Annotated in this window: 24 protein-coding genes; 6 read left to right on the forward strand and 18 right to left on the reverse strand. The window is 71.8% G+C overall.

Features of this window, described 5'->3' with window-relative positions:
- Positions 1–20: 20 nt before the first annotated feature.
- Genes ACFV9W_RS09385 through ACFV9W_RS09400 form a run of 4 tightly spaced genes read right to left on the reverse strand, consistent with a single transcriptional unit; the run spans position 21 to position 2,624 of the window.
- Positions 21–860, reverse strand: a complete 840-nt coding sequence (locus ACFV9W_RS09385; RefSeq protein WP_385757219.1) for an ABC transporter permease — start codon at positions 858–860, stop codon at positions 21–23.
- An 11-nt stretch (positions 861–871) separates the two neighbouring features.
- A complete protein-coding gene (locus ACFV9W_RS09390; protein WP_385757220.1) occupies positions 872–1,795 on the reverse strand; it encodes an ABC transporter ATP-binding protein in 924 nt (307 codons plus the stop codon).
- On the reverse strand, positions 1,792–2,121 hold the full coding sequence (locus tag ACFV9W_RS09395; protein WP_385757221.1) for a transcriptional regulator: 330 nt from the start codon (positions 2,119–2,121) through the stop codon (positions 1,792–1,794). The genes ACFV9W_RS09390 and ACFV9W_RS09395 overlap by 4 nt, the downstream gene beginning before the upstream one ends.
- Positions 2,118–2,624: a hypothetical protein gene (locus tag ACFV9W_RS09400; RefSeq protein WP_385757223.1), complete on the reverse strand. Its 507-nt coding sequence runs from the start codon at positions 2,622–2,624 to the stop codon at positions 2,118–2,120. The genes ACFV9W_RS09395 and ACFV9W_RS09400 overlap by 4 nt, the downstream gene beginning before the upstream one ends.
- 151 nt (positions 2,625–2,775) lie before the next feature.
- Here ACFV9W_RS09400 and ACFV9W_RS09405 point away from each other — a divergent pair, with 151 nt between their 5' ends.
- Genes ACFV9W_RS09405 through ACFV9W_RS09415 form a run of 3 tightly spaced genes read left to right on the forward strand, consistent with a single transcriptional unit; the run spans position 2,776 to position 6,313 of the window.
- Positions 2,776–3,348, forward strand: a complete 573-nt coding sequence (locus tag ACFV9W_RS09405; RefSeq protein ID WP_385757224.1) for a helix-turn-helix domain-containing protein — start codon at positions 2,776–2,778, stop codon at positions 3,346–3,348.
- A gap of 29 nt (positions 3,349–3,377) precedes the next feature.
- Positions 3,378–4,817, forward strand: a complete 1,440-nt coding sequence (locus tag ACFV9W_RS09410) for an NAD(P)/FAD-dependent oxidoreductase (protein WP_385757225.1) — start codon at positions 3,378–3,380, stop codon at positions 4,815–4,817.
- Positions 4,814–6,313, forward strand: a complete 1,500-nt coding sequence (locus tag ACFV9W_RS09415) for a peptide MFS transporter (RefSeq protein WP_385757227.1) — start codon at positions 4,814–4,816, stop codon at positions 6,311–6,313. The genes ACFV9W_RS09410 and ACFV9W_RS09415 overlap by 4 nt, the downstream gene beginning before the upstream one ends.
- Positions 6,314–6,329: 16 nt before the next feature.
- On the opposite strand, the gene ACFV9W_RS09420 is transcribed toward ACFV9W_RS09415, so the two are convergent.
- The 4 genes from ACFV9W_RS09420 to ACFV9W_RS09435 all read right to left on the reverse strand — a co-directional run bounded on the left by ACFV9W_RS09420 (position 6,330) and on the right by ACFV9W_RS09435 (position 9,921).
- Positions 6,330–7,070, reverse strand: coding sequence for a sulfite exporter TauE/SafE family protein (locus ACFV9W_RS09420; RefSeq protein ID WP_385757228.1), 741 nt, complete (start codon positions 7,068–7,070; stop codon positions 6,330–6,332).
- Positions 7,067–7,432, reverse strand: coding sequence for a rhodanese-like domain-containing protein (locus ACFV9W_RS09425; RefSeq protein ID WP_385757230.1), 366 nt, complete (start codon positions 7,430–7,432; stop codon positions 7,067–7,069). The genes ACFV9W_RS09420 and ACFV9W_RS09425 overlap by 4 nt, the downstream gene beginning before the upstream one ends.
- Positions 7,433–7,461: 29 nt before the next feature.
- Complete coding sequence (locus ACFV9W_RS09430) at positions 7,462–8,820, reverse strand: rhodanese-like domain-containing protein (protein WP_385757231.1); 1,359 nt, start codon at positions 8,818–8,820, stop codon at positions 7,462–7,464.
- Between the two features lie 153 nt (positions 8,821–8,973).
- Positions 8,974–9,921, reverse strand: a complete 948-nt coding sequence (locus tag ACFV9W_RS09435; protein WP_385757526.1) for a 2-hydroxyacid dehydrogenase — start codon at positions 9,919–9,921, stop codon at positions 8,974–8,976.
- A 204-nt stretch (positions 9,922–10,125) separates the two neighbouring features.
- Between ACFV9W_RS09435 and ACFV9W_RS09440 the strand changes: the two genes are divergently transcribed.
- Both ACFV9W_RS09440 and ACFV9W_RS09445 read left to right on the forward strand, forming a co-directional pair.
- Entirely contained in the window at positions 10,126–11,442 is a 1,317-nt protein-coding gene (locus tag ACFV9W_RS09440; protein ID WP_385757232.1) for an MFS transporter, read from the forward strand.
- A gap of 63 nt (positions 11,443–11,505) precedes the next feature.
- Entirely contained in the window at positions 11,506–12,258 is a 753-nt protein-coding gene (locus tag ACFV9W_RS09445; RefSeq protein ID WP_385757234.1) for an IclR family transcriptional regulator, read from the forward strand.
- Between the two features lie 13 nt (positions 12,259–12,271).
- On the opposite strand, the gene ACFV9W_RS09450 is transcribed toward ACFV9W_RS09445, so the two are convergent.
- From ACFV9W_RS09450 to ACFV9W_RS09495, 10 genes are all read right to left on the reverse strand, one after another.
- On the reverse strand, positions 12,272–12,949 hold the full coding sequence (locus tag ACFV9W_RS09450) for an SRPBCC family protein (protein ID WP_385757235.1): 678 nt from the start codon (positions 12,947–12,949) through the stop codon (positions 12,272–12,274).
- Positions 12,940–13,479 (reverse strand): (2Fe-2S)-binding protein, encoded by a 540-nt coding sequence (locus ACFV9W_RS09455; RefSeq protein ID WP_385757237.1) that lies wholly within the window; start codon positions 13,477–13,479, stop codon positions 12,940–12,942. The genes ACFV9W_RS09450 and ACFV9W_RS09455 overlap by 10 nt, the downstream gene beginning before the upstream one ends.
- On the reverse strand, positions 13,476–15,875 hold the full coding sequence (locus tag ACFV9W_RS09460; RefSeq protein ID WP_385757239.1) for a xanthine dehydrogenase family protein molybdopterin-binding subunit: 2,400 nt from the start codon (positions 15,873–15,875) through the stop codon (positions 13,476–13,478). The genes ACFV9W_RS09455 and ACFV9W_RS09460 overlap by 4 nt, the downstream gene beginning before the upstream one ends.
- On the reverse strand, positions 15,872–16,720 hold the full coding sequence (locus tag ACFV9W_RS09465; RefSeq protein WP_385757240.1) for an FAD binding domain-containing protein: 849 nt from the start codon (positions 16,718–16,720) through the stop codon (positions 15,872–15,874). Before ACFV9W_RS09465 ends, ACFV9W_RS09460 begins: the two co-directional genes overlap by 4 nt.
- A complete protein-coding gene (locus tag ACFV9W_RS09470; protein WP_385757242.1) occupies positions 16,683–18,131 on the reverse strand; it encodes an MFS transporter in 1,449 nt (482 codons plus the stop codon). The genes ACFV9W_RS09465 and ACFV9W_RS09470 overlap by 38 nt, the downstream gene beginning before the upstream one ends.
- A gap of 190 nt (positions 18,132–18,321) precedes the next feature.
- Positions 18,322–19,080, reverse strand: coding sequence for an aspartate/glutamate racemase family protein (locus ACFV9W_RS09475; protein WP_385757243.1), 759 nt, complete (start codon positions 19,078–19,080; stop codon positions 18,322–18,324).
- A 79-nt stretch (positions 19,081–19,159) separates the two neighbouring features.
- A complete protein-coding gene (locus tag ACFV9W_RS09480; RefSeq protein ID WP_385757245.1) occupies positions 19,160–20,581 on the reverse strand; it encodes an alpha/beta fold hydrolase in 1,422 nt (473 codons plus the stop codon).
- Between the two features lie 4 nt (positions 20,582–20,585).
- On the reverse strand, positions 20,586–21,236 hold the full coding sequence (locus ACFV9W_RS09485) for an isochorismatase family protein (protein ID WP_385757247.1): 651 nt from the start codon (positions 21,234–21,236) through the stop codon (positions 20,586–20,588).
- 38 nt (positions 21,237–21,274) lie between these two features.
- On the reverse strand, positions 21,275–22,546 hold the full coding sequence (locus tag ACFV9W_RS09490) for an FAD-dependent monooxygenase (RefSeq protein ID WP_385757248.1): 1,272 nt from the start codon (positions 22,544–22,546) through the stop codon (positions 21,275–21,277).
- 42 nt (positions 22,547–22,588) lie between these two features.
- Positions 22,589–23,620 (reverse strand): hypothetical protein, encoded by a 1,032-nt coding sequence (locus tag ACFV9W_RS09495; RefSeq protein ID WP_385757250.1) that lies wholly within the window; start codon positions 23,618–23,620, stop codon positions 22,589–22,591.
- A 357-nt stretch (positions 23,621–23,977) separates the two neighbouring features.
- On the opposite strand from ACFV9W_RS09495, the gene ACFV9W_RS09500 reads away from it, so the two are divergent.
- On the forward strand, positions 23,978–25,192 hold the full coding sequence (locus tag ACFV9W_RS09500) for a beta-ketoacyl-[acyl-carrier-protein] synthase family protein (RefSeq protein ID WP_385757251.1): 1,215 nt from the start codon (positions 23,978–23,980) through the stop codon (positions 25,190–25,192).
- Positions 25,193–25,331: the final 139 nt, after the last annotated feature.

Here is a 25,331-nt window from a genome sequence, read left to right on the forward strand (position 1 = left end):
CCTGTCGTTGTGTCCAGGCCCTAGCTCTGGAGCGCGGCCTTCCTGTTCCGCTCCGACAGCCGGGAGCCCGATTCGCGGCGGGCGGCGCGGCGCAGCAGGGGGACCGCGAGGAGGAAGCCGAGGACGGCCCAGGCGGTCAGGACCAGGGCGACCATGGGGAGTTCCCAGGAACCGGCGGGCTCGGCGGCTCGTGCCGCGTCCGGCAGCAGGGCCGAACGCAGGCCCTGCGCCATCCACTTGAGCGGGAACACCGATGCCACCTGTTGCACGGGCACGGGCAGCACGGTGAGCGGGAACACCGCTCCGGAGGTGATCAGCAGGCCCATCACCGGCAGCATGATCAGCGCCAGCGCCTCGCGCGGGTTCGGCAGCACCGCGCCGATGGCCGCGCCGAGCGGCACGACGGCCAGCAGCCCGAGCGTCGTGACCCACGCCAGCGTCAGCCAGCCGGCCGGCCCTTGCGGCACGGGGCCGTCGGCCAGCAGCGCGGCGGACGCCAGGAGCAGCACCAGCATGGCGACCGAAACGGCCACGATCAGCAGGCACTTGGCGACCAGGTACGCCGGAATCCCTCCTGGCGTGGCACGCAGCCGCAGCAGGGCGCCTTCTTCCCGCTCCGTCACGAGGATCTGCGGGAGCGTGACCAGGCCGACCTGGAAGAGGAGGTACGCGGCGAAGCCCGCCACCACCAGGTGAGACATCGGTGTGTCGGTGCCCGGCACGTCGCTGCTGATGTAGGCGGCGACGAGCAGCGCGACGACCACGTTGGTCACGTGGCCGGACAGCTCCTTGCCGTTGCGTGTCAGGTGCCGCAGCTCGATGCCGCCGCGCTGGATCCCGGCACGCCAGCTGTTCGTCATGGACGGATTCCTCATGCGGCCCGTGCCTCCTCGTCCCCGTCCGGCTCCGCGTCGATGTCCGTGCCGTCGGCCGCCAGGTTCACCATGTGCAGATACGTGTCCTCCAGTGTCGGCCGCCGGACCTCCAGGTCGGCGATGGGGCCCGGTGCGTGCCGGTGCAGATCCCAGACGAGTTGGGAGGGGTCCGCCGTGCGCTCCCGGTGTGGTGTGCCGTCGTCGGAGGTCCAGCGGACCTCGGCGCGCGCGGCCGCCCGCCGGGCCAGTTCCGCGGGTGTGCCGCAGGCCCGGATCCGGCCGCCGACCAGCATGGCGATCCGGTCGGCGAGCCGCTCGGCCTCCGCCAGATCGTGGGTGGTGAGCAGGACGGTGACTCCCTCGTCGCGGGCCAGGCGCTCGACCAGAGCGTGGAACTCGTACCGCGCCTCCGGGTCGAAACCGGTCGTCGGCTCGTCGAGGAAGAGGAGTTCGGGGCGGCCGACGATGCCGAGCGCCACGTCGAGGCGCCGGCGCTGGCCGCCGGACAGCCGGGACACCTGCCGGTCGGCCTGCTCGGTGAGGCCGACCAGGGCCAGAAGCTCGGCCGGGTCGCGCGGGTCCGGGTAGTACGTGGCGAAGTGCCGCAGCAGCTCGCCGACCCGCCAGCGTCCGTGGTCGCGCCAGGACTGCAGGACGAGCCCGATGCGGGCGCGCCACGCGTCGTCGCCGTGTTCCGGGTCCGTGCCGAGCACGCTCACGTCTCCCGCGGAACGGCGCCGGAAGCCCTCCAGGACCTCCACCGTGGTCGTCTTCCCCGCGCCGTTGGGGCCGAGCAGCGCGAAGACCTCGCCGCGCCGGATGTCCAGGTCCACGCCGTGCAGCACGTCGATGTCGCCGTACGTCATGGTGATGTCGCGGGCGTGGACGACGGCGCGTCCGGATGTGTGCTCTGTCGTCATCGCCGCGCCCCCGAGGACGTGGTGACCGCCGAACCGGCGCCCTCGACGATCGCCCGGAGCGCCGCGACATGGCCCTCGAAGGCGCCGCGCCCGCGGTCGGTCAGCCGCACCCTGGTGCGCCGGTTGCGGCCGCCGCCCTCCTTGCGGAGCTCCAGGTAGCCCGCCTCCTCAAGGGTGTGCAGCTGCTTGGAGAGCGCGGAGTCACTGAGCGAGAGGCTGTCGCGGACGAAGGAGAACTCCGCCCACTCCGTCGCGGCGAGCAGCGAGACCACCGAAAGGCGGGTGGCGGGATGGATCAGCTCGTCGAAGCCCGCGGGAACGCTCATCGGCCCGCCCCCATGTCCGTCGCCCGCGCCTCGTGAACCCGCGCGGACCTGGCGGCCCAGCGGCTCGCCGGCCCCACGAAGAGCACGAACACCGCCGCCGAGACGGTGGCCTGGATCAGGCTGCCGGTCAGCGGCTCCAGGGAATCGACCAGGCGGCCGGAGACCAGGACCGTCGCGCCGGTCACCACGGCGCCCGCCACGAGCGTGGCGAACATCCGTGAGGTGCAGCGGGTGTGGTGCAGACGCACCCGGCTGCGCCGCTGATGGCGCACGGCGAGTCCGCCCAGCACCACGACGTACGCCGCCATGACCAGGCCCACGCCCCACCCGGGCAGCTCCAGGCCCAGCCCTGCCAGGAACAACCACATGATCACGGCCGTGCCCCAGGGGCTGCCCGAGCCGGCCGCCGCCGACCGCTCCACCTCGTCGTACACCCGCTCCTGCGGCACACGGATGCGCTGCAGATCTCTCCACGCCTGTTCGGCGTCCACCGGTGTGCTCACGTGTCTCGCCCTCCCGTCCACGCTCCACTTTCCCAGGTGGAAAGTTACCTGCGACTTTCCTGGTGGGCAAGTAAACGGCCACTCAGTAAAGAAAAAATTGATGGCAGCACAACCTATTGTTGTCCCGGCAAGGGCTTGTTAGGTTCCGGCCATGGCGAACGATCACTCCGGCCCTCCGGCCGCGGTCGGCGCACGGCTGCGCCGTCGGCGGAAGGCCCTGCACCTCACCTTGAAGGAAGTGGCCGAGCGGACGGGCCTCACCGAGGGGTACCTCTCGCAGGTCGAGCGCGATCAGGCGAACGCGAGCGTGCGCACGCTTCAACGGCTGTGCGAGGTACTGAAACTGACGGTGGGTGACCTGTTCGACCAGGCCGGCAGCGCGGCCGGGCCCGTGCTGCGGTTCCATGACACCCATGGGATGGCGTTCGGCGAGGGTGCCACGAAGATCAAGCTCACCCCCGGGGTCTTCGACCACCTCGAAGTCCTCCTCGGTCACTTCACGGCCGGTGGCTCCACGGGCGTCGAGCCCTATACGCACGGGAGTTCCGAGGAGCTGTTGCTCGTCCTGACCGGCGAGGTGGACGTGTGGGTGCGCGGCCAGCACCACCGGCTCTCCGCCCTCGACTCCATCCACTACCGCAGCAGTGACCCCCACCGCGTCGCCGAGGCCTCGGGCACGGACGAGGCCAGGGTCCTGTGGGCGATGGCGCCTCCCACTTACTGAGCGCCCGAACGCGTACGAAGGAGTCACCCATGAAACCCGCGACCGGCTACCGCAACGGCGAGATATCGCACTGGATGAAGGCGTCCCGTGCCGCAGGTGCCCCGCCTGAGCACGACCGGCAACTGCCCGGGGAGACACAGGACTTCGTCATCGTCGGCGGTGGTCTCACCGGCCTCTGGGCTGCGTACCACGCCGCACTGGAACACCCCGCCGCGATGATCACCGTCCTGGAGGCCGAAGAGGTCGGCTACGGCGCCTCAGGCCGCAACGGCGGCTGGCTGTCCCCGCTCATCCCCGGCAACCGCGCCGTCTACGCGAAGGCCGCACGCAAGAGGGGCCAGGACGGCGCCGCCGCCGTCGCCGCGTTCCAGCGCGCGATGGACGGAGCCGTCGACGACGTCCTCCGCGTCCTCGACGAGGAGGGCATCAAGGCGGACCAGCACCGCGGCGGACACCTGCGCGTCGCCACCACCCCCGCCGCGATGAAGCGCCTCGAACTCACCCACGCCGCCGACCTGGCGAACGGCTACCGCGCCGACGACCTCGAACTCCTCGACGCCGACGCCGTCAAGCGCCGCATCGCCATCGGCCCCGCGCTCGGCGGACTGCACACCCGCACCACGGCACGTGTCGACCCGGCCAAGCTCGTCCACGGCCTCGCCGACGTCGTGCGGGCCAAGGGCGTACGCATCCTGGAGCACACCCGCGCCACCCGCATCGCGCCCGGCGCCGTCACCACCCCGCGCGGCACCGTCCGCGCCACCACGATCCTGACCTGCCTCGAAGCGTATTCGGGGCAGGTCGACAGCGACGTCCCCGCGCTCGGCGCCCGCGAGGTCATCCCGGTCAACTCCTCCATGATCGTGACCAATCGGCTCCCCGATGATGTGTGGGAACGCATCGGCTGGGAGGGGCGGGAGTGCCTGGGCGACGCCGCCCACACCTTCGTCTACGCCCAGCGCACCGAGGACGGCCGCATCGCCATCGGCGGCCGCGGCACGCCCTATGCGTTCAACTCCGGCACGCCCGGCGAGGGCCGCGTGGACGCTCGTACCGTGCGCACCTTGAGTGAGCGCGTCCAACTCTTCTTCCCCGACGTGCGGTTCACCGTCGACCATGCCTGGCGCGGCGCGATCGGCGTCACCCGCGACTGGTGTGCCGGAGTCACCTTCGACCCGGCCACCCGCATCGGTGTCGTCTGCGGCTTCGCCGGACACGGCGTCACGGCCACCCAGCTCGCCGCCCGCACCCTCCTGGACCGCGCCGAAGGACGGGACACCGACCTCACACGGCTGCCGTGGAACGACCACGACTCGGGCCGCTGGGAACCCGAACCGCTGCGCTGGATCGGCGTCCACGCGATGTACCGGCTGTTCGGCGTCGCCGACCGCTGGGAGGAGAAGCGGCACTCCCACAGCACCTCGCTCATCGCCCGCGTCGGTTCGAGATTGGCAGGACTCAGCGAATGACCGGAACGCCCCTCCCAGACACGGCAGTTGACAAAAACGCCCACCAGGAACCGGGCGACACACCCGCCCTGCGGCGCGGCCTGTGGAGCATGGCCTTCACCGAGCTGTGGGAACGCTATTCCTTCTACGGCCTCCAGGGCATCCTCTCCTTCTACCTGCTGTACAAGGTGGCCGACGGCGGCCTCGCCCTCGATCCGGCGGTCGCCTCCGGCATCGTCGGCGCGTACGGCGGCGCCGTGTACCTGTCGCAGATCCTCGGGTCCTGGCTGGGGGACCGGCTCGTCAGCCCGCGGAACATGGTGCTGTACGGCGCCGTGGTCATCACCGCCGGACACGTGGTGCTCGCGTTCGCCCCGGGCCTCACCGGGCTCGCGGGCGGACTGGTGTGCATCGTGCTCGGCACCGGTGCGCTGAAGACGAACATCACGTCGATCGTGGGCTTCGTCCTCGACCAGCACCCCGACGAACGCTACCGCGACGCCGGATTCACGTACTTCTACATGGCCATCAACATCGGTGCGGTGGTCGGCCCGCTCACCACGGGCCTCGCGCAGAACGAGCTCGGCTTCCACTACGGCTTCGGGCTCGCGGCCATCGGGATGGCCGGCGCCCTCGTCCAGTACCTCGTGTCGATGAAGCACCTGCCCGCGCGGGCCCATACCGTCAACAACCCGCTCCCGGCGGGCCGTCGGCCGCTGGCCGCGCTCGTGGCGGTCGGCTTCCTCGCGGTGGTCGGCGGCGCGGTCGGCGCCGGGCTGCTGCGCGCGGAGAACCTGTCCACGGTGGTGACCGTCGCCGCGCTCGTCGCCGCCGCGGTCTACTTCCTGACCATGACCACCTCGAAGGCGGTCAGCCGCGACGAGCGTCGCCGCGTTCTCGGCTACCTCCCGCTCTTCCTTGCCTCCGGGATCTACTTCGGCTTCCTCTTCCAGAAGTTCACGGCGATCTCGATCCTCATCACGGAACGCATCGACCTGCACATCGGCGGCTGGACCTTCCCCGTCGCCTGGATCACCACCGTCAGCCCGCTCGCGGCGGTGCTCATCACGCCGCTCATCGCACGGCTGTGGACCCGGCTCGGGGACCGGCAGCCCGGACCGGTCACCAAGGTCGCCATCGGGCTGACCCAGATCGGCTGCGCCTACCTGTTCCTGCTGGTGCTGTCCGAGGCCACCGGCAACGCGGAGATCCCGCTGCTCCTCATCCTCGTGTTCATGGCGGCGGCCGGCTCCTCGGAGGTCTTCGTCGGGCCCATCGGCCTCTCCCTCGCCACCCGGATCGGACCGGCGACCTTCCGCTCCCAGATGGTCGGCCTCAACTTCCTCACCCTCGCCCTGGGTTCGTCGCTCGCGGGCCTGCTCGGCCAGCTGTTCACGGCGATCGACAACGCCTCGTACTTCACCGTCACAGCCGTGTGCGGCATCGGGATCGGCCTCGCGCTGATCGCCGGCCGCAAGCCGCTGGGACGGCTGCTGAACGCGGGTCTGGCGGGCTGAGCGAAGTGGCGGCTGGTCACACCAACGCGTCGACGAGCATGAACGCCGCCACCGCCAACAGGACGAAGGCGAAGACGCGTTGCAGTGTGTTCCCGGTGACACGGGCGGCGAGTCGCTTGCCGTCCCAGGCGCCGAGGACCGCCGCCCCCGCGAACGGGGCGATGATCTCCCAGCGCAGGTCACCGCTGCCGGTGCGGGCCGCGAGGGCGGCGAGCGAGTTGACGACGATGACCAGCAGGCTGGTGCCGACCGCCTGCCGCATCCTCAGGCCGAGCACACCGACGAGCGCCGGTACGGCCAGGAAGCCGCCGCCCACCCCGAGGAACCCGGTCACCGCCCCGAGCCCGGCCCCGGCGCCCGCCGCCCGCACCGGCCGGACACCACCCGCCGTGCCCCCGGTGGCGGGCCGGAGCATCCGCAGCGCCGCGAGCGCCGCGACGACGGAGAACGCGAGGGTGAGCGCGGCCTCGGGGACATGCGCCGAGGCGAGACCGGTCGCGTAGGCGGGTACGATCCCGGCCGCCGCGAAGAGGGCTCCGGTGCGCCAGGCGACGTTCCCGTCGCGGGCGTGCGCGTACAGGGCGGTCGCGGAGGTGGCCGTGACGATGATCAGGCTCGCGGTGGTGGCGGCGGCCGGTGAGAAGTCGAGCAGATAGAGCAGGGCGGGCACGGCCAGCACACTCCCGCCGCCACCCAGCGCGCCCAGCGCCACGCCGATGACGGCGCCCGCGGCGAGCGCGAGTACGAGCGTGCTCACGCGATCGTGACACCGTTCCCGCGCGCGTCGACGACGGGGTGTCCGGCGGCGGCCCAGGCGCTCATGCCGCCCTCGACGTCCACCGCGTCGGCGCCGCGCCGGGCGAGCAGGCCCACCGCCCGCTGGGAACGGTGACCGCTGCGACATATCACCACCAGTGGCAGGCCCTGCGCGGCCGGGGGCAGTGGGGTGCCGGCGGCCAGCGCGGTGAGCGGGGCGTGCACCGCGCCGGGTGCGTGCCCGGCCTGCCACTCGGCGTCCTCGCGCACGTCGAGCAGGACGGCCTCGGGCCGAGTCCCGGCTGTACGTGTGCGTGCTTCCTCGACGGACAGGCGCTGCCTGCCCTTGCGGGAACGGAACATGGTGCTGTGGGTCCTTCCTGTCGCGCCGGTCAGCCGGTGACGACGGGCAGGCCCGCTGCCGCCGCCTGGTCGAAGCCGTCGTCGACGGCCACGACCAGGCGGCCGTTGGCGTCGAGGAAGGAAGCGGCGATGGCCGCGCGCATGCCACCCGCGCAGTGCACCCACACGGCCCGCTCGGGGACCTCCGCTACGCGGCTGTGCACCTCGTGGATCGGGATGTGCACGGAGCCCTCGATCCAGCCGCCCGCACGCTCGCTGTCCCGGCGGACGTCGAGGACGGTGAGCGCGGAGCGGTCCTGCTCGGCGAGGTCGGCGAAGGTCGCACGGGGGAAGGCGGCCGGGCGCTCGCCCGCGCGCAGCCAGTCGGCGACCTCGCCGGTGGCCGCGGCGGCGGGCCGGTCGATGCCGACGCGCACCAACTCGCGCTGTGCATCAGCCAGTTGCTCGGCCGACTCGGCGAGCAGGGTGACGGGCTTGCCCCACGGGATCATCCAGGCGAGGTACGTGGCGAGGCCGCCGTCGGCGGCGAAGTTCAGCGAGCCCGCCACGTGCCCCTCCGCGAAGGCGATGCGGCCCCGCAGGTCGACGACCCACTCACCGGCCGCGAGCCGCGAGGCGATCTGCTCCGGGTCGGCCGGCTCGGGCGGGGTGAGGTCGACGGGGGCCGGGCCCTCGGCGTTGGCCGGGCTCATGTGCGCGTAGTAGGCGGGCACGTCGTCGAGGTCGGCCAGGAGCTGGGCGACGAAGGTGTCGACGTCGGTGGTCAGCGCCGCGTTGGCCGTCCGCTCGTGACCGACGGTCGTGGTGTCGCCGTCGGCCTGGGCCGAGGAGCAGAAGCTGCCGAAGCCATGTGTGGGCAGCACCGCCGTAGCGTCGGGCAGCGCGTCGGCCAGGCGCTGCGCGGAGGCGTGCTGGGCCCGCGCCAGTTCCTCGGTGAGCCGGGGATCGACCAGGTCGGGCCGGCCGACGGTGCCGATCAGCAGCGAGCCGCCGGTGAACGCGGCGACCGGGGTGCCCGCGTCACCGAGGACGTACGAGGTGTGGTGCGGGGTGTGGCCGGGGGTGGCCACGGCGGACAGGGTCAGGCCGGTGTCGATGTCGACGGTGTCACCGTCCGTGACGGGAATCCGGGCGAAGGTGACGCGCGCGCCGGCCGGGACCAGGTACGCGGCGCCGGTCGTGCGCGCCAGCTCCAGGCCGCCGGTCACGTAGTCGTTGTGCAGGTGTGTCTCCACGACGTGGGAGATGCGCACGCCGCGGCGGGCGGCCGCCGCGATGACCTGGTCGATGTCCCGGGGCGGGTCGACCGCGACGGCTGTGGTGGCGCCGCCGGCCAGGTAGCTGCGGTTGCCGAGGCCCGGAAGCTCGATGGTGTCGATGAAGAACACGGCGTACTGCTCCTTCCGTACGAAGAGACCGGAGGGTTACCCCCGGGGGTATGTAATCCACCGTACAGGATTACCCCGGGGGGTATGTGTGAGTGTGTGCGGAGCCACTCCGTGTCGAGGGGATGGGGAGACGTGAGGGCGGGGCGTCCCCGGCTACTCCATCGCGTTGACCAGGGGCTCACCGCTCGCCCACCGGCGTACCTGCTCCACGATCAGGCGCTCGGCGCGCGGCCGGAACGTCGCCGAGCCGCCGCCCACGTGCGGGGTGATGAGCACGCCGGGCAGGGTGCGCAGCGGATGGTCGGCGGGCAGGGGCTCCGGGGATGTGACATCAAGGGCCGCGCGGAGCCGTCCGGTGCGGGCCTCGGCGAGGAGTGCGTCGGGGTCGAGAGTGCGGCCGCGGCCGATGTTGACCACGAGCGCGTCGTCCGGGAGCGCGGCGAGTTCGGCCGCGCCGAACAGGCCCACCGTGGACGGGTTCTCGGGCAGCACGAGCACCGCGATGTCGACCTGCGGCAGCAGCTCCGGCAGGTCCGTGACCGCGTGGACACCACTGTCCGGCCGGGCGCGGCGGGCCACACGCACAACGGTGGCCTCGCATGCCAGCAGCCGCTGCTCGAGCGCCTCGCCGATGGACCCGTAGCCCACGATCGCCACCCGCGAGTCCGCGAGGGAGCGCGTGAAGTGCGGCTCCCAGCGACCCCCGTCCTGATCGCGCACCCAGCGCGGCAGGTCGCGCTGCGCGGCGAGGGTCAGGGCGAGGGCGTGCTCGGCGGCGCTCGCGTCGTGCAGCCCGCGACCGTTGTGCAGCGCCACCCCCTCGGGCAGCATCGGCCGCAGCTTCTCCACGCCCGCGCTCAACGACTGCACGGCGCGCAGCCCCGGGAGGTCGGGAAGCAGCTTCGTGGCCTCGGGCGTCGCGTACGGCATCACCCAGAAACCGATCCGGGCGAGCTGCTCGGTGTCGAGGTCGACCGGAGACACCCCGTCCCACACATGGACGCGGTCACCGTCCGGCCAGGGGCCGTGCACGCGGTCGAGTCCGGGCCAGGGCACCAGCACGTCCGGCGCCTCGGGAAGCGGGTCGATGTGGGGGGACATGCGGGCGGAGTCATGGTTGGGCACAGCTGCACCTTTCCTGGCGGCATTGTCCGAAGCGCGGCAAATCGCGGCTGCGGCAAGGCTGTTGACCTGGAGACGTCCCGACCCTAACGTCTTTCCGTCCCACAGAACACTTTCCACCCCACGGAAAAGTGGCTCGGAAAACCCCACGGAAAACCCCCACGGAAACAGGAGGTGTGACGGATGACAGCGACGTCGTCCCGCGCCGCACGCGGCAGTGGATTCTGGTCGTCGACGCGGACCAGGCACATGATCCCGATCGCGTTCGTCACGTACTCGCTGGCGTATCTGGACCGGTCGAACTACTCGATCGGCTCGGCCGGCGGCATGGCCGAGGACCTCAACATGTCCAGCAGTATGGACGCGCTGGTCGCCGCCTCCTTCTTCCTGGGCTACTTCTTCTTCCAGATTCCCGGCACCATCTACGCCGAGCGCCGCAGTGCCCGCCGCCTCGTCGCGTACTCGACCATCGCCTGGGGGCTGCTCGCCGCCGTCCAGGGGCTGCTGCACAGCCCGGCCATGCTGGTCGCCGTCCGCTTCCTGCTAGGCGTGGTCGAGGGCGCGGTCATGCCTTCGATGGTGATGCTGCTCGGCCGCTGGTTCACGCAGCGCGAGCGCGGGCGCGCCAACACCTTTCTGATCCTGGGCAATCCGGTCACCGTGATGTGGCTCTCCGCCGTCTCCGGGCTGATCATCGAGGCCACCAGCTGGCGCGAGATGTTCATCATCGAGGGCCTGCCGGCCGTGCTGTGGGGACTGCTCTGCCTCAAGATGATCAAGGATCATCCCGCGGAGGCGAAGTGGCTGCCCGCGAACGAACGGGCCGAGCTGGACGCGGAGTTGGCCAAGGAGCCGACCGTCGCCGTCGCCCGCACCGCCGAATACCGCAAGGTGCTCTCCTCGCGCCCCGTGCTCATCCTGGCCGCCCAGTACTTCTGCTGGTCGATCGGCGTGTACGGGTTCGTGTTCTGGCTGCCCTCGATCATCAAGGAGGCCTCGGGCCAGGGCATCGGCGCCACAGGGCTGCTCTCCGCGGTCCCGTACGTCTTCGCCTCGATCGCGATGCTCGTCAACTCCCAGCTCTCCGACCGCAGCGGAAAGCGCCGCTTGGCGATCTGGCCCTGGCTGGTGGTCGCCGCCGTCACGCTGTACGGCTCCTACCTCGCGCACTCCTCGTTCGCGATGTCCTTCGTGCTCCTGATCGTCGCCGGCCTGTGCCTGTACGCGCCCTACGGGCCGTACTTCGCGCTCGTCGCCGACCAGGCACCCAAGAACGTCTCCGGCGCGGCCGTCGCCCTCGTCAACTCCTTCGGCGCGCTCGGCTCGTTCGTCGGCACGTACCTCGTCGGCTGGATCCGCGGCAGCTCCATGGGTGACATGGGCGCCTTCGCCGTCATGGCGATCGGCACACTCGTCTCGGCCGCGCTGATGGCCTTCGTACGGCGGCCCAAGGCGCTCGACCAAGCGGCTGCCAAGGTCGGCGAGACGCACGCCGCGTAAGCTTCGGCAGCGACCTGGCAACCGGCTCGGCGACGAAACCACAGGTGGGGGAGGGCGTGAACAATGGCCGATGACATGCTCGGCCGCGGGCTCAGGCTGCTGACCACGCTCTCCCGGCACCCCGACGGGCTCGGCGTCAGCGCCGCCGCGCGGGCCGCGGAGCTGCCGGTGAGCAGCGCCCACCGGCTCCTCGCCCGGATGACCGAGGAGGGCTTCGTCGTCCACGATCCCAGCGCGCGCACCTATGCGCTCGGGCTGCGCGCCCTGGAACTGGCGCACGGCTTCCATCGCACACCGGCCGGGTTCAACCATCTCCTGGGCCCCATGCGGCAGTTGGCCGAGCGCACGGGCCTGGTCGTCATCGCGGGCATCCTCGACGGCGACCAGGTCCTCCTCGTCCGCTCCGTGCAGGGCAGCCAGCACCTGCAACTGCGCAGCGACGAGGGCACCCGCAACCCCTGGCACGCCACCTCGATGGGCAAGGCCCTCGTCGCGGCCCGCCCAGAGGCCGACCGGGAGCGGCTGCTTGCGGGCCCGCTGCCGCGCAGCGCGCCCAACACACTCAGCGACCCGGACGAGCTGCGGGCCGAACTGGACCGCGTCCGGGGGCTCGGCTGGGCGGACGCCGAGGAGGAGAACGAGCGGGGGGTCCGCTCCATCGCCGTGTGCGTCCCCGCCACCGACCCGGACGGCGGGCCGCCCCAGCTCGCCCTCTCCCTCGGCGCCGCCGTCGTCCTCACGGGCCGCGAGGAACTCCACGCCATGGTGCCGCTGCTCCAGACGGCGGCGCGGGAGGCGGCGGCGTACGGCAGGTGACCGTACGCGCGTGTCAGCCCTGGCGGCGCAGCTCCTTCAGCTGGGCCGACTGGGCGCGCAGCTTGCCGAACAGCCAGCCCTGGACGAGCCCGACGGCGAGACCGGCGGCGACCGGGCCGTACTTGGCCAGGAGCGGCCCCGCGACGAGCGACAGGCCGTCGAGTTCGGCCGGGGCGGGCGCGGGTGCGGTGGCCGAGGCCTTGGGCTGTGTGGCCGCCGCGACGGGGGCCGCGCCTGTCGCAGGCCCCGGATCCAGCAACAGGTTCCCGAGGTTCTGCGCGAACTGCTGAAGGATCCGGTCCGAGACCGTCGCGATCGCGCCCTTGCCGAACTGGGCCAGCTTCCCGCGGATCAGCAGATCGGTGCTGAGTTCGAGCCGCGCGCCCGCAGGGTCCTCGCCGATGTCCAGGACGACCTCGGCCTCCGCGTCGCCGTTGCCGTGGGTGTCGGCGCCGCTGGCGTGCACGCGCAGGCGGCGCTTCTCGGCGTCGACCTCCAGGAACCGCACGGTCCCCGCGTACGCCGCGCTGATCGGGCCCACCTTGACCTTGACGGCGCCGCGCCAGGCGTCGCCGTCCCTGCCCTCAATGGCCGCGCCCGGCATGCAGGACGCCACCTTCTCCACGTCGCTGACGAGCGCGAACACCGCGTCCGGAGCGGCGCCTACGACGACGGTGTTGGTCAGCTGCATGCTGTCTCCTCGTTCGCGGTGCAGGTCTTGGCGCAGCCGGCGCGGCGGGCCGTGGCGCAGGAGTCGATGGCCTCGACGATGGTCTGGTAGCCGGTGCAGCGGCACAGGTTGGCGGCCACGACCTCCCGGATCTCGTCCTTGGTCGCGTCCGGACGCTCGGCGAGGAACCCGTCCGCGAGCATCAGGAATCCGGGTGTGCAGAAGCCGCACTGCAGGCCGTGGTGCTCGGTGAACGACCGTTGCAGATCGCTGAGTTCGCCGCTCGCCGGGTCCGCGAGGGACTCGACGGTTCGGATCCGGGCGCCCTCGGCCTGCGCGGCGAACATCAGGCAGGCGCGTGCGGGCCGCTCGTCGACCAGGATCGTGCAGGCGCCGCAGATGCCGTGCTCGCAGCCGACGTGGGTGCCGGTCAGGCGCAGATCGTGGCGGAGCACGTCGACGAGGGTGCGGCGCGGCTCGGTGATCACCTCGTGCTCCTCGCCGTTGACGTTCAGCGTGAGCAGCAGCAGGTTGTCCGGCGTGGTGGTCATGAGGAGGGCTCCAAGTTCGAGGGCTCCAGGTTCAGGGCGCGGTGCACGGTCTCCGGCGTCACGGGGGTGTGATCCAGTTCCACGCCGGTGGGGCGCAGCGCGTCGTTGACGGCGTTGAGGACCGCGGCGGGCGCGCCGATGGTGCCGCCCTCGCCGGCACCCTTGGCACCGGTCTCGTTGAACGTGCACGGCGTTTCGAGGTGGTGGATGAGAACGTCGGGGATCTCGTGGGCGGTCGGCACCTTGTAGTCCATGAAGCTGGTCGCCGAGGGCTCGCCCTGCGCGTCGTACGTCACCTGCTCGAAGAGCGCGCCCGCGATGCCCTGGGCGATGCCGCCCCGGCACTGCCCCTCCACGACCTGCGGGTTGATGGCGACGCCGCAGTCCTCCACGCACACGTACCGCAGGATCTCGACCTGCCCGGTGCCCTGGTGGAGTTCGACGACGACGGCGTGGGTGGCGTTGGAGAAGGTGCCGTCGTTGAACACGTCGAAAGTGGCGGTGGCGCTCAGCCCCGGCTCGATGTCACGGGGGAGGAGGTGGGCGCGCAGGTACGCGATGTCGGCGAGTTCCTCGTACGTGAGCACGCTGCCGTCCGCGCGCCGCACACCGCCGCGCGTCAGTGCCACCTCGCCCGGGTCGGTGTCCCAGAGCGCCGCCGCGATCCGCCGCAGCTTCTCGCCGAGCTTGGCCGCGGCGAGCCGCACCGCGCTGCCGCCGATGGTGACGGAGCGGCTGGCGAACGTGCCGTAGCCGTACGTGATGCGGTCGGTGTCGCCCTGATGCAGCTTCACCTTGCCGAGTTCCAGGCCGAGTTCGTCCGCCGCGATCTGCGCGAGCGTCGTCTCGTGGCTCTGTCCGTGGCTCATCGTGCCGCTGGTGACGGTGATGGCTCCGCTGGTGTCCATCCGGACCTCGGAGATGTCGAAGCCGGGGACGACCTGCATCTTGCGCTGGGCGAAGGCCGTGGACCCGTATCCGGTGCGCTCGCTGAAGCAGGAGTACCCGATGCCGAGGAACCGGCCCTCGGCCGCGGCGGCGGCCTGCTTCTCGTACCAGCCCTCGTCCTTGACGAGCCGCTCGCACAGGTTCAGCGACTCCAGGTAGGACCCTGGGTCGTACGTGATGTTGTTGACGCCCGTGTACGGGAACTCGGTGATGACATTGCGGCGGCGCAGCTCGACCGCGTCCAGGCCCAACTCCCGTGCCGCTCGCTCGAAGAGACGCTCCATCACCATCACGTACTGGGGACGGCTCACTCCCCGGTACGGGGCGGTGGGCGCCTTGTTGGTGGTGACCGCCCGGCCGCGCACCCGGTAGGCGGGCACCTTGTACACGCCGGGCATCTCCGCCGACGCCATCAGTGGCTCGATGCCGGCGGTGAACGGGTAGCAGGAGTACGCGCCCATGTCGCACACCACGTCCGCGTCGAGCCCCAGGATGTGTCCGTCCGCGTCGAAGGCGGCCCGTACCTCGTAGTGCTGCTCGCGGGCGAGGAACGACGCGGACAGCGCGTCCTTGCGGTCCTCGATCCACTTGACGGGGCGGCGCAGCCGCAGCGCGGCGGCAGCGGCGGCGATCTCCTCGCGGCCCACGACGCACTTCTGGCCGAAGCCGCCGCCCATGTCGGGCACCACGACCCGCACCGCCCGCTCGTCCAGGCGCAGGCAGCGGGAGGCCACCGTCCGGACCTGGTGCGGGACCTGGGTGCAGGTGTTGAGGACGAGCTGCTCCTCCCGGTCGTCCCAGTGGGCGACCGCGCCCCGCGTCTCCAGCGGGAGGGCGTTCTGCCGGCCGGTCCGTGACTCGACCCGCACGACGCAGTCCGCGGTGTCGAAGACCTCGTCGATACCGTCCGTGGCGAACAGCGACACATCGACGAGGGTGTTGCGCGCGGCCTCCTCGTGGACGAGCGGGGCACCGGGGGCCAGGGCCTCGTCCTCGCAGGTCACGGGCGGCAGCGTCGTGTAACGCACCTTGGCGGCCTCCAGGCCGTCCTCGGCGGCGTACGCGTCCCGTGCCACCACGATGGCGACGGGCTCGCCGACGTAGCGCACCCGGTCGCGGGCGAGCACCGGCATGGCGGTGGGCACGAACTCCGAACGGGGGCGGCCGAGTTCGGCGGTGATGTCCGTGAGGTCGAGGTCCTCGGCGGTGAACGCCGCGACCACCCCGGGCACCTCGCGTACCGCCGTCAGGTCGACGGCGGCGATCTCGCCGTGCGCGACCGTGCTGCGCACGAACTGGGCGTGCAGCATGCCGGGCAGCGCGATGTCGTCGACGAACCGGCCGCGCCCGGACAGCAGCCGCGGGTCCTCGCGGCGTGCCACCGACCGGCCGGTCAACTGCCCCTTGGTGTCTGCCGAGTGTGTCATCGTCTCATCCGGGTGTGTCATCGGCTCATCGCCTCCTCACAGGCACGCAGGACCAGCGTGCGGACGAGCTGCTTGCGGTAGTGCGTGCTGCCCGAGGCGTCCGACGGTGGCTCGACGGCCGCGGCCGCCGCCTCCGCGCAGTCGGCGACGGTGCCTCCGTCCGCGAGCACCGCCTCGGCCTCCGGGACCCGGACCACCGAGGCCGCGACCCCGCCGAGCGCCACCCGGCCGCCGCGCACCGAACCACCCTCCACATCCAGGTCGACGGCCGCCGCGACCAGCGCGAAGTCGCCCTGGCGCTCGGCGAACTCGGTGAGCGCGGCGTGCGGCGCCGGGTGCGGGAAGACGACCTCGACCAGCAGCTCGTCGGGGTCGAGCACGCTGGTGTAGTAGCCGAGGAAGAAGTCCCCGGCCGCGATGCGGCGCTCACCGCGCGGGCCGCGGGCCACGAACTCCGCCCGCAGTACGAGGGCGAGAAGACACCACTCGGCGGTGGCGTCGGCGTGCGCGATGCTGCCGCCGATGGTGCCGCGCGTACGGATGGGCAGGTGCCCGATCCACCGCATGGACTCGCGCAGCACCGCGAACTCCCGGCCGAGCACACCTTCCGGATCGCTCTCCACCGTGTGATGGGTGGTGAGCGCCCCGATGCGCAGGGCGCCCGAGGTGTCCCGGCGCATCCCGTCGAGTTCGCGCAGACCGGCGATGTCGACCAGGTGGCCGGGCCGTGCGAGCCGGAAGTTCATCATGGCGACCAGGCTCTGGCCGCCGGCGATGACCTTCGCGTCGTCGCCGAGCTCGGCCAGGAGCCGGGTGGCGCCGTCGACGTCACGAGCCCTGTGGTAGCCGAAGGCCGCTGGTTTCATGGTTCTCCTGGTCTTTCCGGTCTGCCTGGTTGTCCTGTCGCGCGGACGGCCCGCTGCCGCCGTCCTGGTCCGTGTCGTCCAGTTCCCGGCCCTTCGTCTCCGGCGCCGCCACGGCCATCCAGCCGACGGCGAGCAGCACGGCCGCGCCGAGCACCGCGAACGTCAGCGGCAGGCCCAGCAGGGGCCACAGCACCGAGCCGAAGAACAGCGGGGCGAATCCGGTGAGCGCCCGGCTGACGGAGGAGGCCCAGCCGAATCCGCTGGCCCGCAGTTCCGTCGGGTACAGCTCGGAGACGTACGCGTACAGGGCGGGGATGGCGAGCTGGGCGAGGAAGCCGAACACACCGATGGTCACGACCGAGCCGGTCGGCATGTCCCGCACGATCGCGAAGACCACGAGGGCGAGCGAGGCGACCGGGGCCGAGACACCGATCAGCCACTTGCGGCCGACCAGATCCACGAGGGCCGTCGAGACGAGCACACCGACGATGCCCACGCCGCTCATCAACGTCGTGCTCATGAACGCCGCGGTGTCACCCTGCCCCTCCTCCTTGAGGATGGACGGCATCCAGCTCAGCGCCGCGTAGTACACGAGCATGATGGTCGCGAACAGCAGCCAGGCCGTCGAGGTGATGCGCGGGCTGAACGTCCAGATGTTGCGCAGCTGTTGAGCGGCGGCGGCCACCCCGCGCGGGCCCTCGTCCGGCACCGCCTCAGGGATGACGTACGGCTCGACGGGCGCGCCCGTACGGGCCACCAGGTCGTCGATGACGGCCCGCGCCTCGGCCTCGCGGCCCTTCTTGGTGAGGTAGATGGGTGACTCGGGGATGCCGCGGCGCGCCCAGAACAGCAGCAGCGCGGGCAGCACCATCGTGGCGAGCATCCAGCGCCAGTTGCCGTCGAGGGTGAGCATGGCCGTGGACACGAGCCCGCACAGGGTCACCCCCACCGGCCACCAGGCGTCGAGCGCGGTGAGGATCCGGCCCCGGTACTTGCGCGGCGAGAACTCGCCCACCAGCGCGTAGTCGACCGGGATGCAGCCACCGAGCCCCACTCCCGCGAGGAAGCGAAGCACCAGGAAGACCCAGTACGTCGGCGAGAGCGCGCCGAGCACCGAGAACAGGGCGAAGATCAGCAGGGTGACACTGAACGCCTTCTTGCGGCCGATCCGGTCGGCGACCGCGCCCCAGGCGATGGCACCGACGGCCATGCCCACCAGGTTGGCGGTGGCGACGAGCCCTCGGGCGCCGAGGGAGAGATCGAAGTGCTGGCCCACGAGCGGCATGAGGAAGCCGTTCAGGGCGATGTCGTACGCGTCGAAGAGGTAGCCGAGACCTCCGATGATGAAGATCTTTCCCTGGACGTTCCATCTCCAGGGGAGATCCTGAACGATCTGATCGCCTGTTCTCACGTGCGCTCCACAGGGTCGTGTCGGGGACGAACCGCGACGGGAGGTGTGCGGGCGGTGCGGGGCGGTGCGGTGGGGATCGTCAGTGCGCGAACGGTTCGGGGCCGGTTCGGCACTGTCCGGGAATGAAGGTAATCCGAGCACGTACGATTGCCCTTGGCAAGGGGTCGCGCACGGAGTTAACGCGGTGGTTTCACGCGGCGGCAGGACCGGCCAGCAGGCTGCCCGCGTTCGGCGCCAGCGGCGGCAGGCCCAGCTCGGACAGGATCCGGAAGGCCGTGGCGGTGGCCGCCGACAGGACCGGGAGCCCCAGCTCGTCCTCGACCGGCTGGATCGCCGGCAGGGACGGCATCTGCACGCACGCGGACAGCACCAGCGCCTCCGCGTCGCCGAGCTTCAGGCGCTTGTAGTGTTCGCGCAGGTCCTGCGGGTCGAGCCGGGCGACGGCCAGGTTGTCCGGCACCTCCAGGCTCAGCGCGTCCACGACCTCGACGCCCGCGTCCTCGATGTAGTCGGCGACCTTGCGGGTCAGCGGCTTCATGTAGGGCGTGACGATGGCGACCTTCTTCGCGCCGAGCGCGGCGATCCCGTCGAGCAGCGCACCGGCGCTGGAGACCACGGGGACCAGCGCCTCCTGGCCGCGCAGCACATCCTTGATCTCGTCCTCGGCGGTGCAGTGGTGTCCTGGCCCCTGCGCCATGATGGCGACGAGGCAGGCCGTGGCCACGACGTCGGGCCGGGCGTCCGCCAGCTCCGAGGCGGCGCGCTCCGTCTGCGCGTTCATCGCCCGCAGCTCCTCGGGGGTGACGTGCTTCATGCGCATCCGGCTGCTGTGGAAGACGAAGCGGTCCTCGGGGGAGACGGCCTCGCGCGCCCGCATCAGGCGGGGGAGTTCGGTCTCCATCGTGAGGTTCGAGCTGGGGACGATCATCCCTATGTGGTGGTCCGGCACGGTTTGCTCCAAGTTTTGAGGCATGCCTGAGGAAGGCGGGGCCTACGGGTGTTCTTCGGGCGGTGCGGTCGCGGAGGTGTCAGTGCTCCTGGCCGAGCCGCTCCCAGTGGTCGGCGAGGACCGCGAGGTGTCGCAGGACGTCGGCGCGCTGCTCGGCCGGGATCGGCCGCAGCAGCTCCTCGTCGAGCTTGCGGGCCCGCAGGTTCGCGTCGTGCACGGTGGCGCGGCCCTCGTCGGTGAGGTTGAGGAGCTTGCGCCGCGCGTCGGCGGGGGAGGGCGTGCGGGACAGCAGGCCCCGGTTCTCCAGGCGGCGGGCGACGTCGGCCATCGTCGAGGTGTCGAGCGCGACCAGATCGGCGATGGAGCGCTGGTCGCAGCCGGGGTTCTCGCCGGTGATCTGCAGGACGGCGAACTGCGGCCCGGTCAGCGTCGCGTCGACGTCGTGCAGCCAGGCCGCGAGGTACGCCTGGTGCAGCCGGCGGGCCAGGAAGCCCGGGGCGTGGCTGAGTTCGTCGGGCGTGGCGACGTCGTCGGCCCGGTCGGGGGTGGAGGGCGAGGTCATGGCACCGCTGTCGTGTGGAGGGATCGAAGGGGCGTCCGGCTCCGGTGCGAGGGTCTGCCGCAGCGCGGTGCGCAGCAGGTCCAGGGCCGGTGCCGGGTTGTCCCAGAAGACCATATGTCCCGCCGCCGGGATGCGAACCATGCGCGCCGCCGGGTTCGCGGCGGCGGCCTCCGCGGCGCCCTCGGCGGTGACGACCGGGCTGTTCGCCCCGTACAACAGCGTCGTGGGAGCCGGTACCCGCGGCCACCAGTCGAAGAAGTCCTCGCTCTCGAAGCCCTGGTGGGCGCGTTCGATGGCCTCCAGGCCGCAGCTGGCGAGCCAGCGGGCCCGCAGCTCCAGCTCGCGGCGCGGCCAGGTCGGCCAGAAGCCGCCGACCTCGTCGGCGTCCGTGCCGCGCCGTGCCTGCATCAGCTGGCGCGTGAAGGCGGCGAGCGTCGTCGGGTACGGGCCCCGGCCGGGGCCGCTCATCGGCGGGTCCACCAACAGCGTTCCACCGAGCGGGACCTGGCTCCGTACCGCGGTGGCGGCGGCGATCCGGGCGCCCATGGAGTGGCCGAACAGCACGGGGTCCGCCAGCTCCAGCTGCTGGATCACGGCCTCCGTGTCGGCGGCGAGGGCGTCGAGGCAGTGGTCGTCGGCGTCGTCGCTGAGGCCGCGGCCGCGGATGTCGAGGACCAACGGCCGTGCCAGGTCGGTGAGTTCGCGGGCGACGAAGTCCATGGTGACCGCCGGGCTGGTGATGCCGGGCAGGATCAGCAGCGGCACGCCGTCGCCGCCGTAGTCCAGGACGTGCAGCCGTACGTCCCCGCTGCGGACCCAGCGGCTGACGGCCGGGATGTCGGCGAGGTCCGCGAGGCCGGGCTGCGTCAGGAAACGCTCCCGCCGTCGAGCGTCGCGGTCGGGTGCGGCATCCTGCGCGGCTCCGGAAGACGCGTCCATGATCTCAAACTCCCTTCGTCGTCAGGTACTTCACCATGTCCTCGTGGCCCACGACATCCCCGTACTTGGCCTGGATGTCGAAGAGCGCCGCATCGTGCGGCCCCGCGGCCCGGTCGCCGCACGCCTCGGCGGGCACGAGCACCGGCCAGCCGTACTGCACCGCGTCCACCGCGGTGGCCCGCACGCAGCCGCTCGTCGTGGCGCCGCAGACGACTGCCGTGTCGCAGCCGAGTCCGGTGAGCAGGGAGGCCAGCGCCGTGCCGAAGAACGCGGAGGCGCCCTTCTTCACGATGAACTGGTCCCCCTCCTCGTACGGCAGCCGGGGATCGAGGGCGACGGCCTCGCCGCCCTCGCGCAGGGCCCGCATGCCGGGCGCCTTGGCGAGCCAGGTGACCGAGTCGCCGTCGGCCTCGGCGGGTGTGTAGGCGATGACCGTCCACACCACGGGTACGCCGCCGGCGCGGGCCGCGCGCACCAGCTCCGCCGTGGCCTCGACGGGGGCGGTGAGATCGCTGCCGGTGGCGAAGCCCGGCTCGGTGAAGCCGCGTGTCAGGTCGACCACGATCAGGGCGGGACGGGTGCCGCGGGCGACGGCGGCGCCGAATCCGGCGCGCTCGTAGACGCGGTCGGTGGCGGGGTCGTACGGGGTGGGCACGGGGCCTCCAAGGCGCGGTAGCCGGCCGGGGGTTCGGCTCAGTGGTGGTGGCGGTAGGCGAAGGACTCGTCGTCGGAGGTGTCCAGCGGGGTGCCGCGCCACAGCCAGTCGTAGGAGACATCGGACTCGCCGTCGTAGCGCTCGCCGAGCTTGGCGTCGCGGGCCTGCTGCTCGGGGCCGTCGGGGAAGCGGTAGAAGACCTGGTTGCGCAGCGAGGCCTGCTGCACCATCCCGGCGTGCCGGGCGCGGCGGTTGACGTAGCGCTGCAACGCCCCGGCGATGCCCTCGCGGGTCACCGCGCCCAGCTCCTCGGCGAGCACGGCCCCGTCCTCCATGGCCTGCGAGGCACCCTGCGCCTGGTACGGCAGCATCGCGTGGCACGCGTCGCCGAGGAGGGCCACCCGGCCGTCGACCCAATTCGGGTCGCGGCGGCGGTGGTAGAGGGGGAAGCAGGTGATGTCGCCCTTGGCCTTGGCGAGCATGGCCGGGGCGCGGTCGTCCCACTCCGCGTAGGCGTCGACGAGCATCTCGGTGGTGCCTGAGAAGGTCGTCCTCTCGCCGTACTCGTCCTTCCACGGGACGCAGCCGACGATGTTGAGCCACTCGCCGCCGCGGATCAGGTAGTGCACGAGATGGCGTCCGGGGCCGTACCAGATGGTGCTCTGGTAGCGGTCGAAGAGGAAGCGGGTCGCCGGGTCGGCCTGCAGCAGTTCGCCGGGGATCAGGGTGCGGAAGGCCATGTCGCCGGAGAAGACCAGGGTGTCGTCGGCGCCGATGAGGTCGCGGACGCGGGAGTGGATACCGTCGGCGCCCACCAGGACGTCGGCCTCGTGCCGGGCGCCGTCGTCGGTGACCGCGACGGGACGGTCCGGGGACGTACGGTCGAGTTCGACGACGCGGGCGCCGGTGACGATCTCGACGGCGGGGCCCGGGCCCATCGGGTCGGTGCACGCGTCGAGGATGGTGCGGTGCAGATCGGCGCGGTGGTAGTGCCAGTACGGGGCGTTGAACTCCTCCTGGACGCGGCGGCCCAGCGGGGTGAGTCCGATGATGCTGCCGTCCTGCCAGCGGCGGCGCACCTGGTCCTGCGGCTCGGTGCGGATGGCCTCCAGCTGCTTGCGCAGGCCGAGGCGCATCAGGACCCGGCTGGCGTTCGGCGCGGTCTGGATGCCGGCGCCCACCTCGCCGAGCTCGGGGGCCTGTTCGAGGACGGTGACGCGCAGTCCCTTGTGGCGCAGGGCCAGGGCGGCGGTGAGGCCGCCGAGACCGCCGCCGACGACGGTGACTTCGTAGGACTGGCTGAGAGGCAAGACTCCTCCAGGGATGCGGCGTTGGGGGATCGGGGGCGGATCTCAGCCTTCGACGAGGCGGCCGTCGGTGACGACGTCCGTGCCGTCGAGGCTGACCGTGCAGCCGCGCATCGCGATGTCGAGGTGGGCGTAGGAGTCGCGCTGGAGGTGCGGGTGCGGGCCCGTGGACCACAGGAAGTTGCCGGCGAAGGCGCGGGCGTCCATGCCCATCAGCTCGTCCTTGCCGTACATCGCGGTGGCGAACCAGTCCGCGGACTTCATCAGGCCCCAGCCCATGTGCGAGAGGCTGCGCGCCCACTTGTCGTGCGAGTCCTCGAAGAAGGTGTTCAGGAGCTTGGCCTCGGCGCCGCCGGTGACCTCCTGGATGTGGCCGCCCGAGACATGGAGCGTGACGGGGCGCTGCACGTACTCCTTGAACGGCAGCAGGATGTCGCCCTCGGCGAGCACGATCCGCCCGTCCGAGATCTCCGGCCAGCACAGCACCATCGTGCTCGGCCAGTGGTCCCAGCGGCCCGGGTCGTCGGCGAAGCCGGTCTGGAACTCGGGGTGGGAGTCGGCCAGTTGGACCGTCAGGTCGGTGCCGGCCTCGGAGGTCACACGCATGACGGACGAGGTGCGGACCCGGTCGACACCCTCCTGGACGCGCACCTTGTCCTGCTCGGTCGGCAGGTTGCGGATGAGGACGTCGGGGGCGTCGCAGACGAAGATGATGCGGGTGCCGGTCTTGAGGATGTCCTGTTGCAGCGGGGCGTGGATGAAGCCCTCGCGGGTCAGGTCCACGACCAGGTCGGCGGCCTTCAACAGCTCCTGCGCGGCGGTGTCGTTGAGGACGGAGACGAGGCCGGGGCCCGCGCCGGTGTGGGTGCTGGGCAGCGGGGCCGGGCTGCCGCCGGGGACCGTGGCGGACACGACGTGGGCGCCGAGGCTCTTGGCGGCGCCGAACGCGGCGGCGACGTAGTCACCACGGCTGCCGGGCTCGGAGAGCACGACGACGTGCTCTCCCTCGCGGACCTTGCACAGCTGCAGTTCACGGGTGAAGGCGTCGAGGACGTCGACGGACGAGAAGTCGAACATCGGGTGTTCCTCCGGGATGCGAGCGCGGACGTACGGGGCACGTGCGGGTGGTGCGGAGGGTGCGAAGGCATGCGGGATCGCCGCGGCGGGACGCCGTACGAGGCGCCGCCCGGGGTTCTCCCGAACCCGCCTGCCGAGATAATCCGAGCACGTACGATCTGGGAAATCAAGGGGTCGGGTGCGGGGGAGGGGGGCCGGGAGGCTCCGAGGGTGCCACGAGCCACTTGTGGCAACCCCACAATGTCTCGCGCGGGAATCGGTCGACTCCTCGCCTGATAGAGCCACTGATCGTTGACATCATCGCCGGGAGAGCGGATCGACAGCTATGTAGCATCTGAACAATGCGAGGAGGCTCAGGTGACTGGGAACGGTCATGTGCAGGTGACGGGCATCGGCGCGATGACGCCGCTGGGAGCCGACGCCCCGGCGTCGTGGGCGGGGCTCCTCGACGGCAAGTCGGGGGTCCGGCTCCTGGAGGAGGAGTGGGCCGAGGGGCTGCCCGTGCACGTCGCGGCCGGGCTCACGGTGGACCCGGCCTCCCTGCTTCCGCGCCCCGAGGCGAGGAAGCTGGACCGCGGTGAGCAGATGGCGCTCCTCAGCGCGCGCGAGGCATGGCAGGACGCCGGCGCCCCGCAGGTCGAGCCGGAGCGCCTCGCGGTCGTGATCGGCACCGGCACCGGTGGTGTGCTCACCACGCTGGGGCAGGACGACATCTTCGAACGCTCGGGAGCCCGCCGGCTGTCACCGTTCGCGGTGCCCATGCTGATGCCGAACGGTCCCGCGGCCTGGGTGAGCATGGACCTGGGCGCCAAGGGCGGCGCAAGGACCCCGGTCAGCGCGTGCGCTTCCGGCGCCGAGGCGCTCGCCATGGGGCAGGACCTGATCCGTGCCGGGCGGGCGGACGTGGTGGTCGCCGGTGGTGTGGAGGCGTGCCTGCACCCCTTCACCCTCGCGGCGTTCGCCCAGATGAAGGCCCTGTCGACGCGGTCCGACGACCCGGAGGCGGTGTCCCGCCCCTTCGACACCGAGCGGTCCGGGTTCGTCATGGGCGAGGGCGCCGGGATGATGGTGCTCGAACGCCCCGAGTTCGCGAAGGCCCGCGGCGCACGCACCCACGGCACACTGGCCGGCAGCGCCGTGACGTCGAGCGCCGACCACATCACGGCCTCCGACGCGGACGGCCAGTCCTTCGCCATGAACCTGGCGCTGCGCGACGCCGATGTGACCCCGGCGGACATCGGCGTCGTGCACGCCCACGCCACCTCCACGGAGTCCGGTGACGTGGCCGAGGCCGAGGCGATCGGCCGCGTGATCGGCAGGCACGCCGCGGTCACGGCGACCAAGTCGATGACCGGTCACATGCTGGGCGCGTCCGGGACGGTGGGCGCCATGGCCGCCCTCCTCGCCCTGCGGGACGGCGCCGTGCCCGCCACGCGCAACCTCGACACACTCGACCCGCGCGTGGACCTGGACGTGGTCCGCGGCGAGCGACGCCCGGGGCAGTGGCCGGCGGCGCTGGCCAACTCGTTCGGCTTCGGCGGACACAACGTGAGCCTGGTGTTCACGAGCTGAGTGGCCCTGCGTGGCGTTTGCGCGGCGCACGTGATCGGGATCGCGGAGTCCAGCGGCGCCCTTCGTACGTCGGCGATTCCTCACCGGCAAGGGCGCTCGCGGGCGATGATTCTCGTTCCGTGCAGGGGTCATTCCTTGG

It is taken from the genome of Streptomyces sp. NPDC059897 (assembly GCF_042730865.1).
Lineage (GTDB): Bacteria > Actinomycetota > Actinomycetes > Streptomycetales > Streptomycetaceae > Streptomyces.

Bases quoted from the DNA above. Each gene is read 5' to 3' on its own strand.
- ACFV9W_RS09425 (WP_385757230.1), bottom strand. From the start codon at position 7,432: ATGTTCCGTTCCCGCAAGGGCAGGCAGCGCCTGTCCGTCGAGGAAGCA.
- ACFV9W_RS09390 (WP_385757220.1), bottom strand. From the start codon at position 1,795: ATGACGACAGAGCACACATCCGGACGCGCCGTCGTCCACGCCCGCGAC.
- ACFV9W_RS09435 (WP_385757526.1), bottom strand. From the start codon at position 9,921: ATGTCCCCCCACATCGACCCGCTTCCCGAGGCGCCGGACGTGCTGGTG.
- ACFV9W_RS09395 (WP_385757221.1), bottom strand. From the start codon at position 2,121: ATGAGCGTTCCCGCGGGCTTCGACGAGCTGATCCATCCCGCCACCCGC.
- ACFV9W_RS09415 (WP_385757227.1), top strand. From the start codon at position 4,814: ATGACCGGAACGCCCCTCCCAGACACGGCAGTTGACAAAAACGCCCAC.
- ACFV9W_RS09445 (WP_385757234.1), top strand. From the start codon at position 11,506: ATGGCCGATGACATGCTCGGCCGCGGGCTCAGGCTGCTGACCACGCTC.
- ACFV9W_RS09465 (WP_385757240.1), bottom strand. From the start codon at position 16,720: ATGAAACCAGCGGCCTTCGGCTACCACAGGGCTCGTGACGTCGACGGC.
- ACFV9W_RS09455 (WP_385757237.1), bottom strand. From the start codon at position 13,479: ATGACCACCACGCCGGACAACCTGCTGCTGCTCACGCTGAACGTCAAC.
- ACFV9W_RS09385 (WP_385757219.1), bottom strand. From the start codon at position 860: ATGACGAACAGCTGGCGTGCCGGGATCCAGCGCGGCGGCATCGAGCTG.
- ACFV9W_RS09410 (WP_385757225.1), top strand. From the start codon at position 3,378: ATGAAACCCGCGACCGGCTACCGCAACGGCGAGATATCGCACTGGATG.
- ACFV9W_RS09480 (WP_385757245.1), bottom strand. From the start codon at position 20,581: ATGGACGCGTCTTCCGGAGCCGCGCAGGATGCCGCACCCGACCGCGAC.
- ACFV9W_RS09495 (WP_385757250.1), bottom strand. From the start codon at position 23,620: ATGTTCGACTTCTCGTCCGTCGACGTCCTCGACGCCTTCACCCGTGAA.
- ACFV9W_RS09440 (WP_385757232.1), top strand. From the start codon at position 10,126: ATGACAGCGACGTCGTCCCGCGCCGCACGCGGCAGTGGATTCTGGTCG.
- ACFV9W_RS09460 (WP_385757239.1), bottom strand. From the start codon at position 15,875: ATGACACACCCGGATGAGACGATGACACACTCGGCAGACACCAAGGGG.
- ACFV9W_RS09405 (WP_385757224.1), top strand. From the start codon at position 2,776: ATGGCGAACGATCACTCCGGCCCTCCGGCCGCGGTCGGCGCACGGCTG.
- ACFV9W_RS09450 (WP_385757235.1), bottom strand. From the start codon at position 12,949: ATGCAGCTGACCAACACCGTCGTCGTAGGCGCCGCTCCGGACGCGGTG.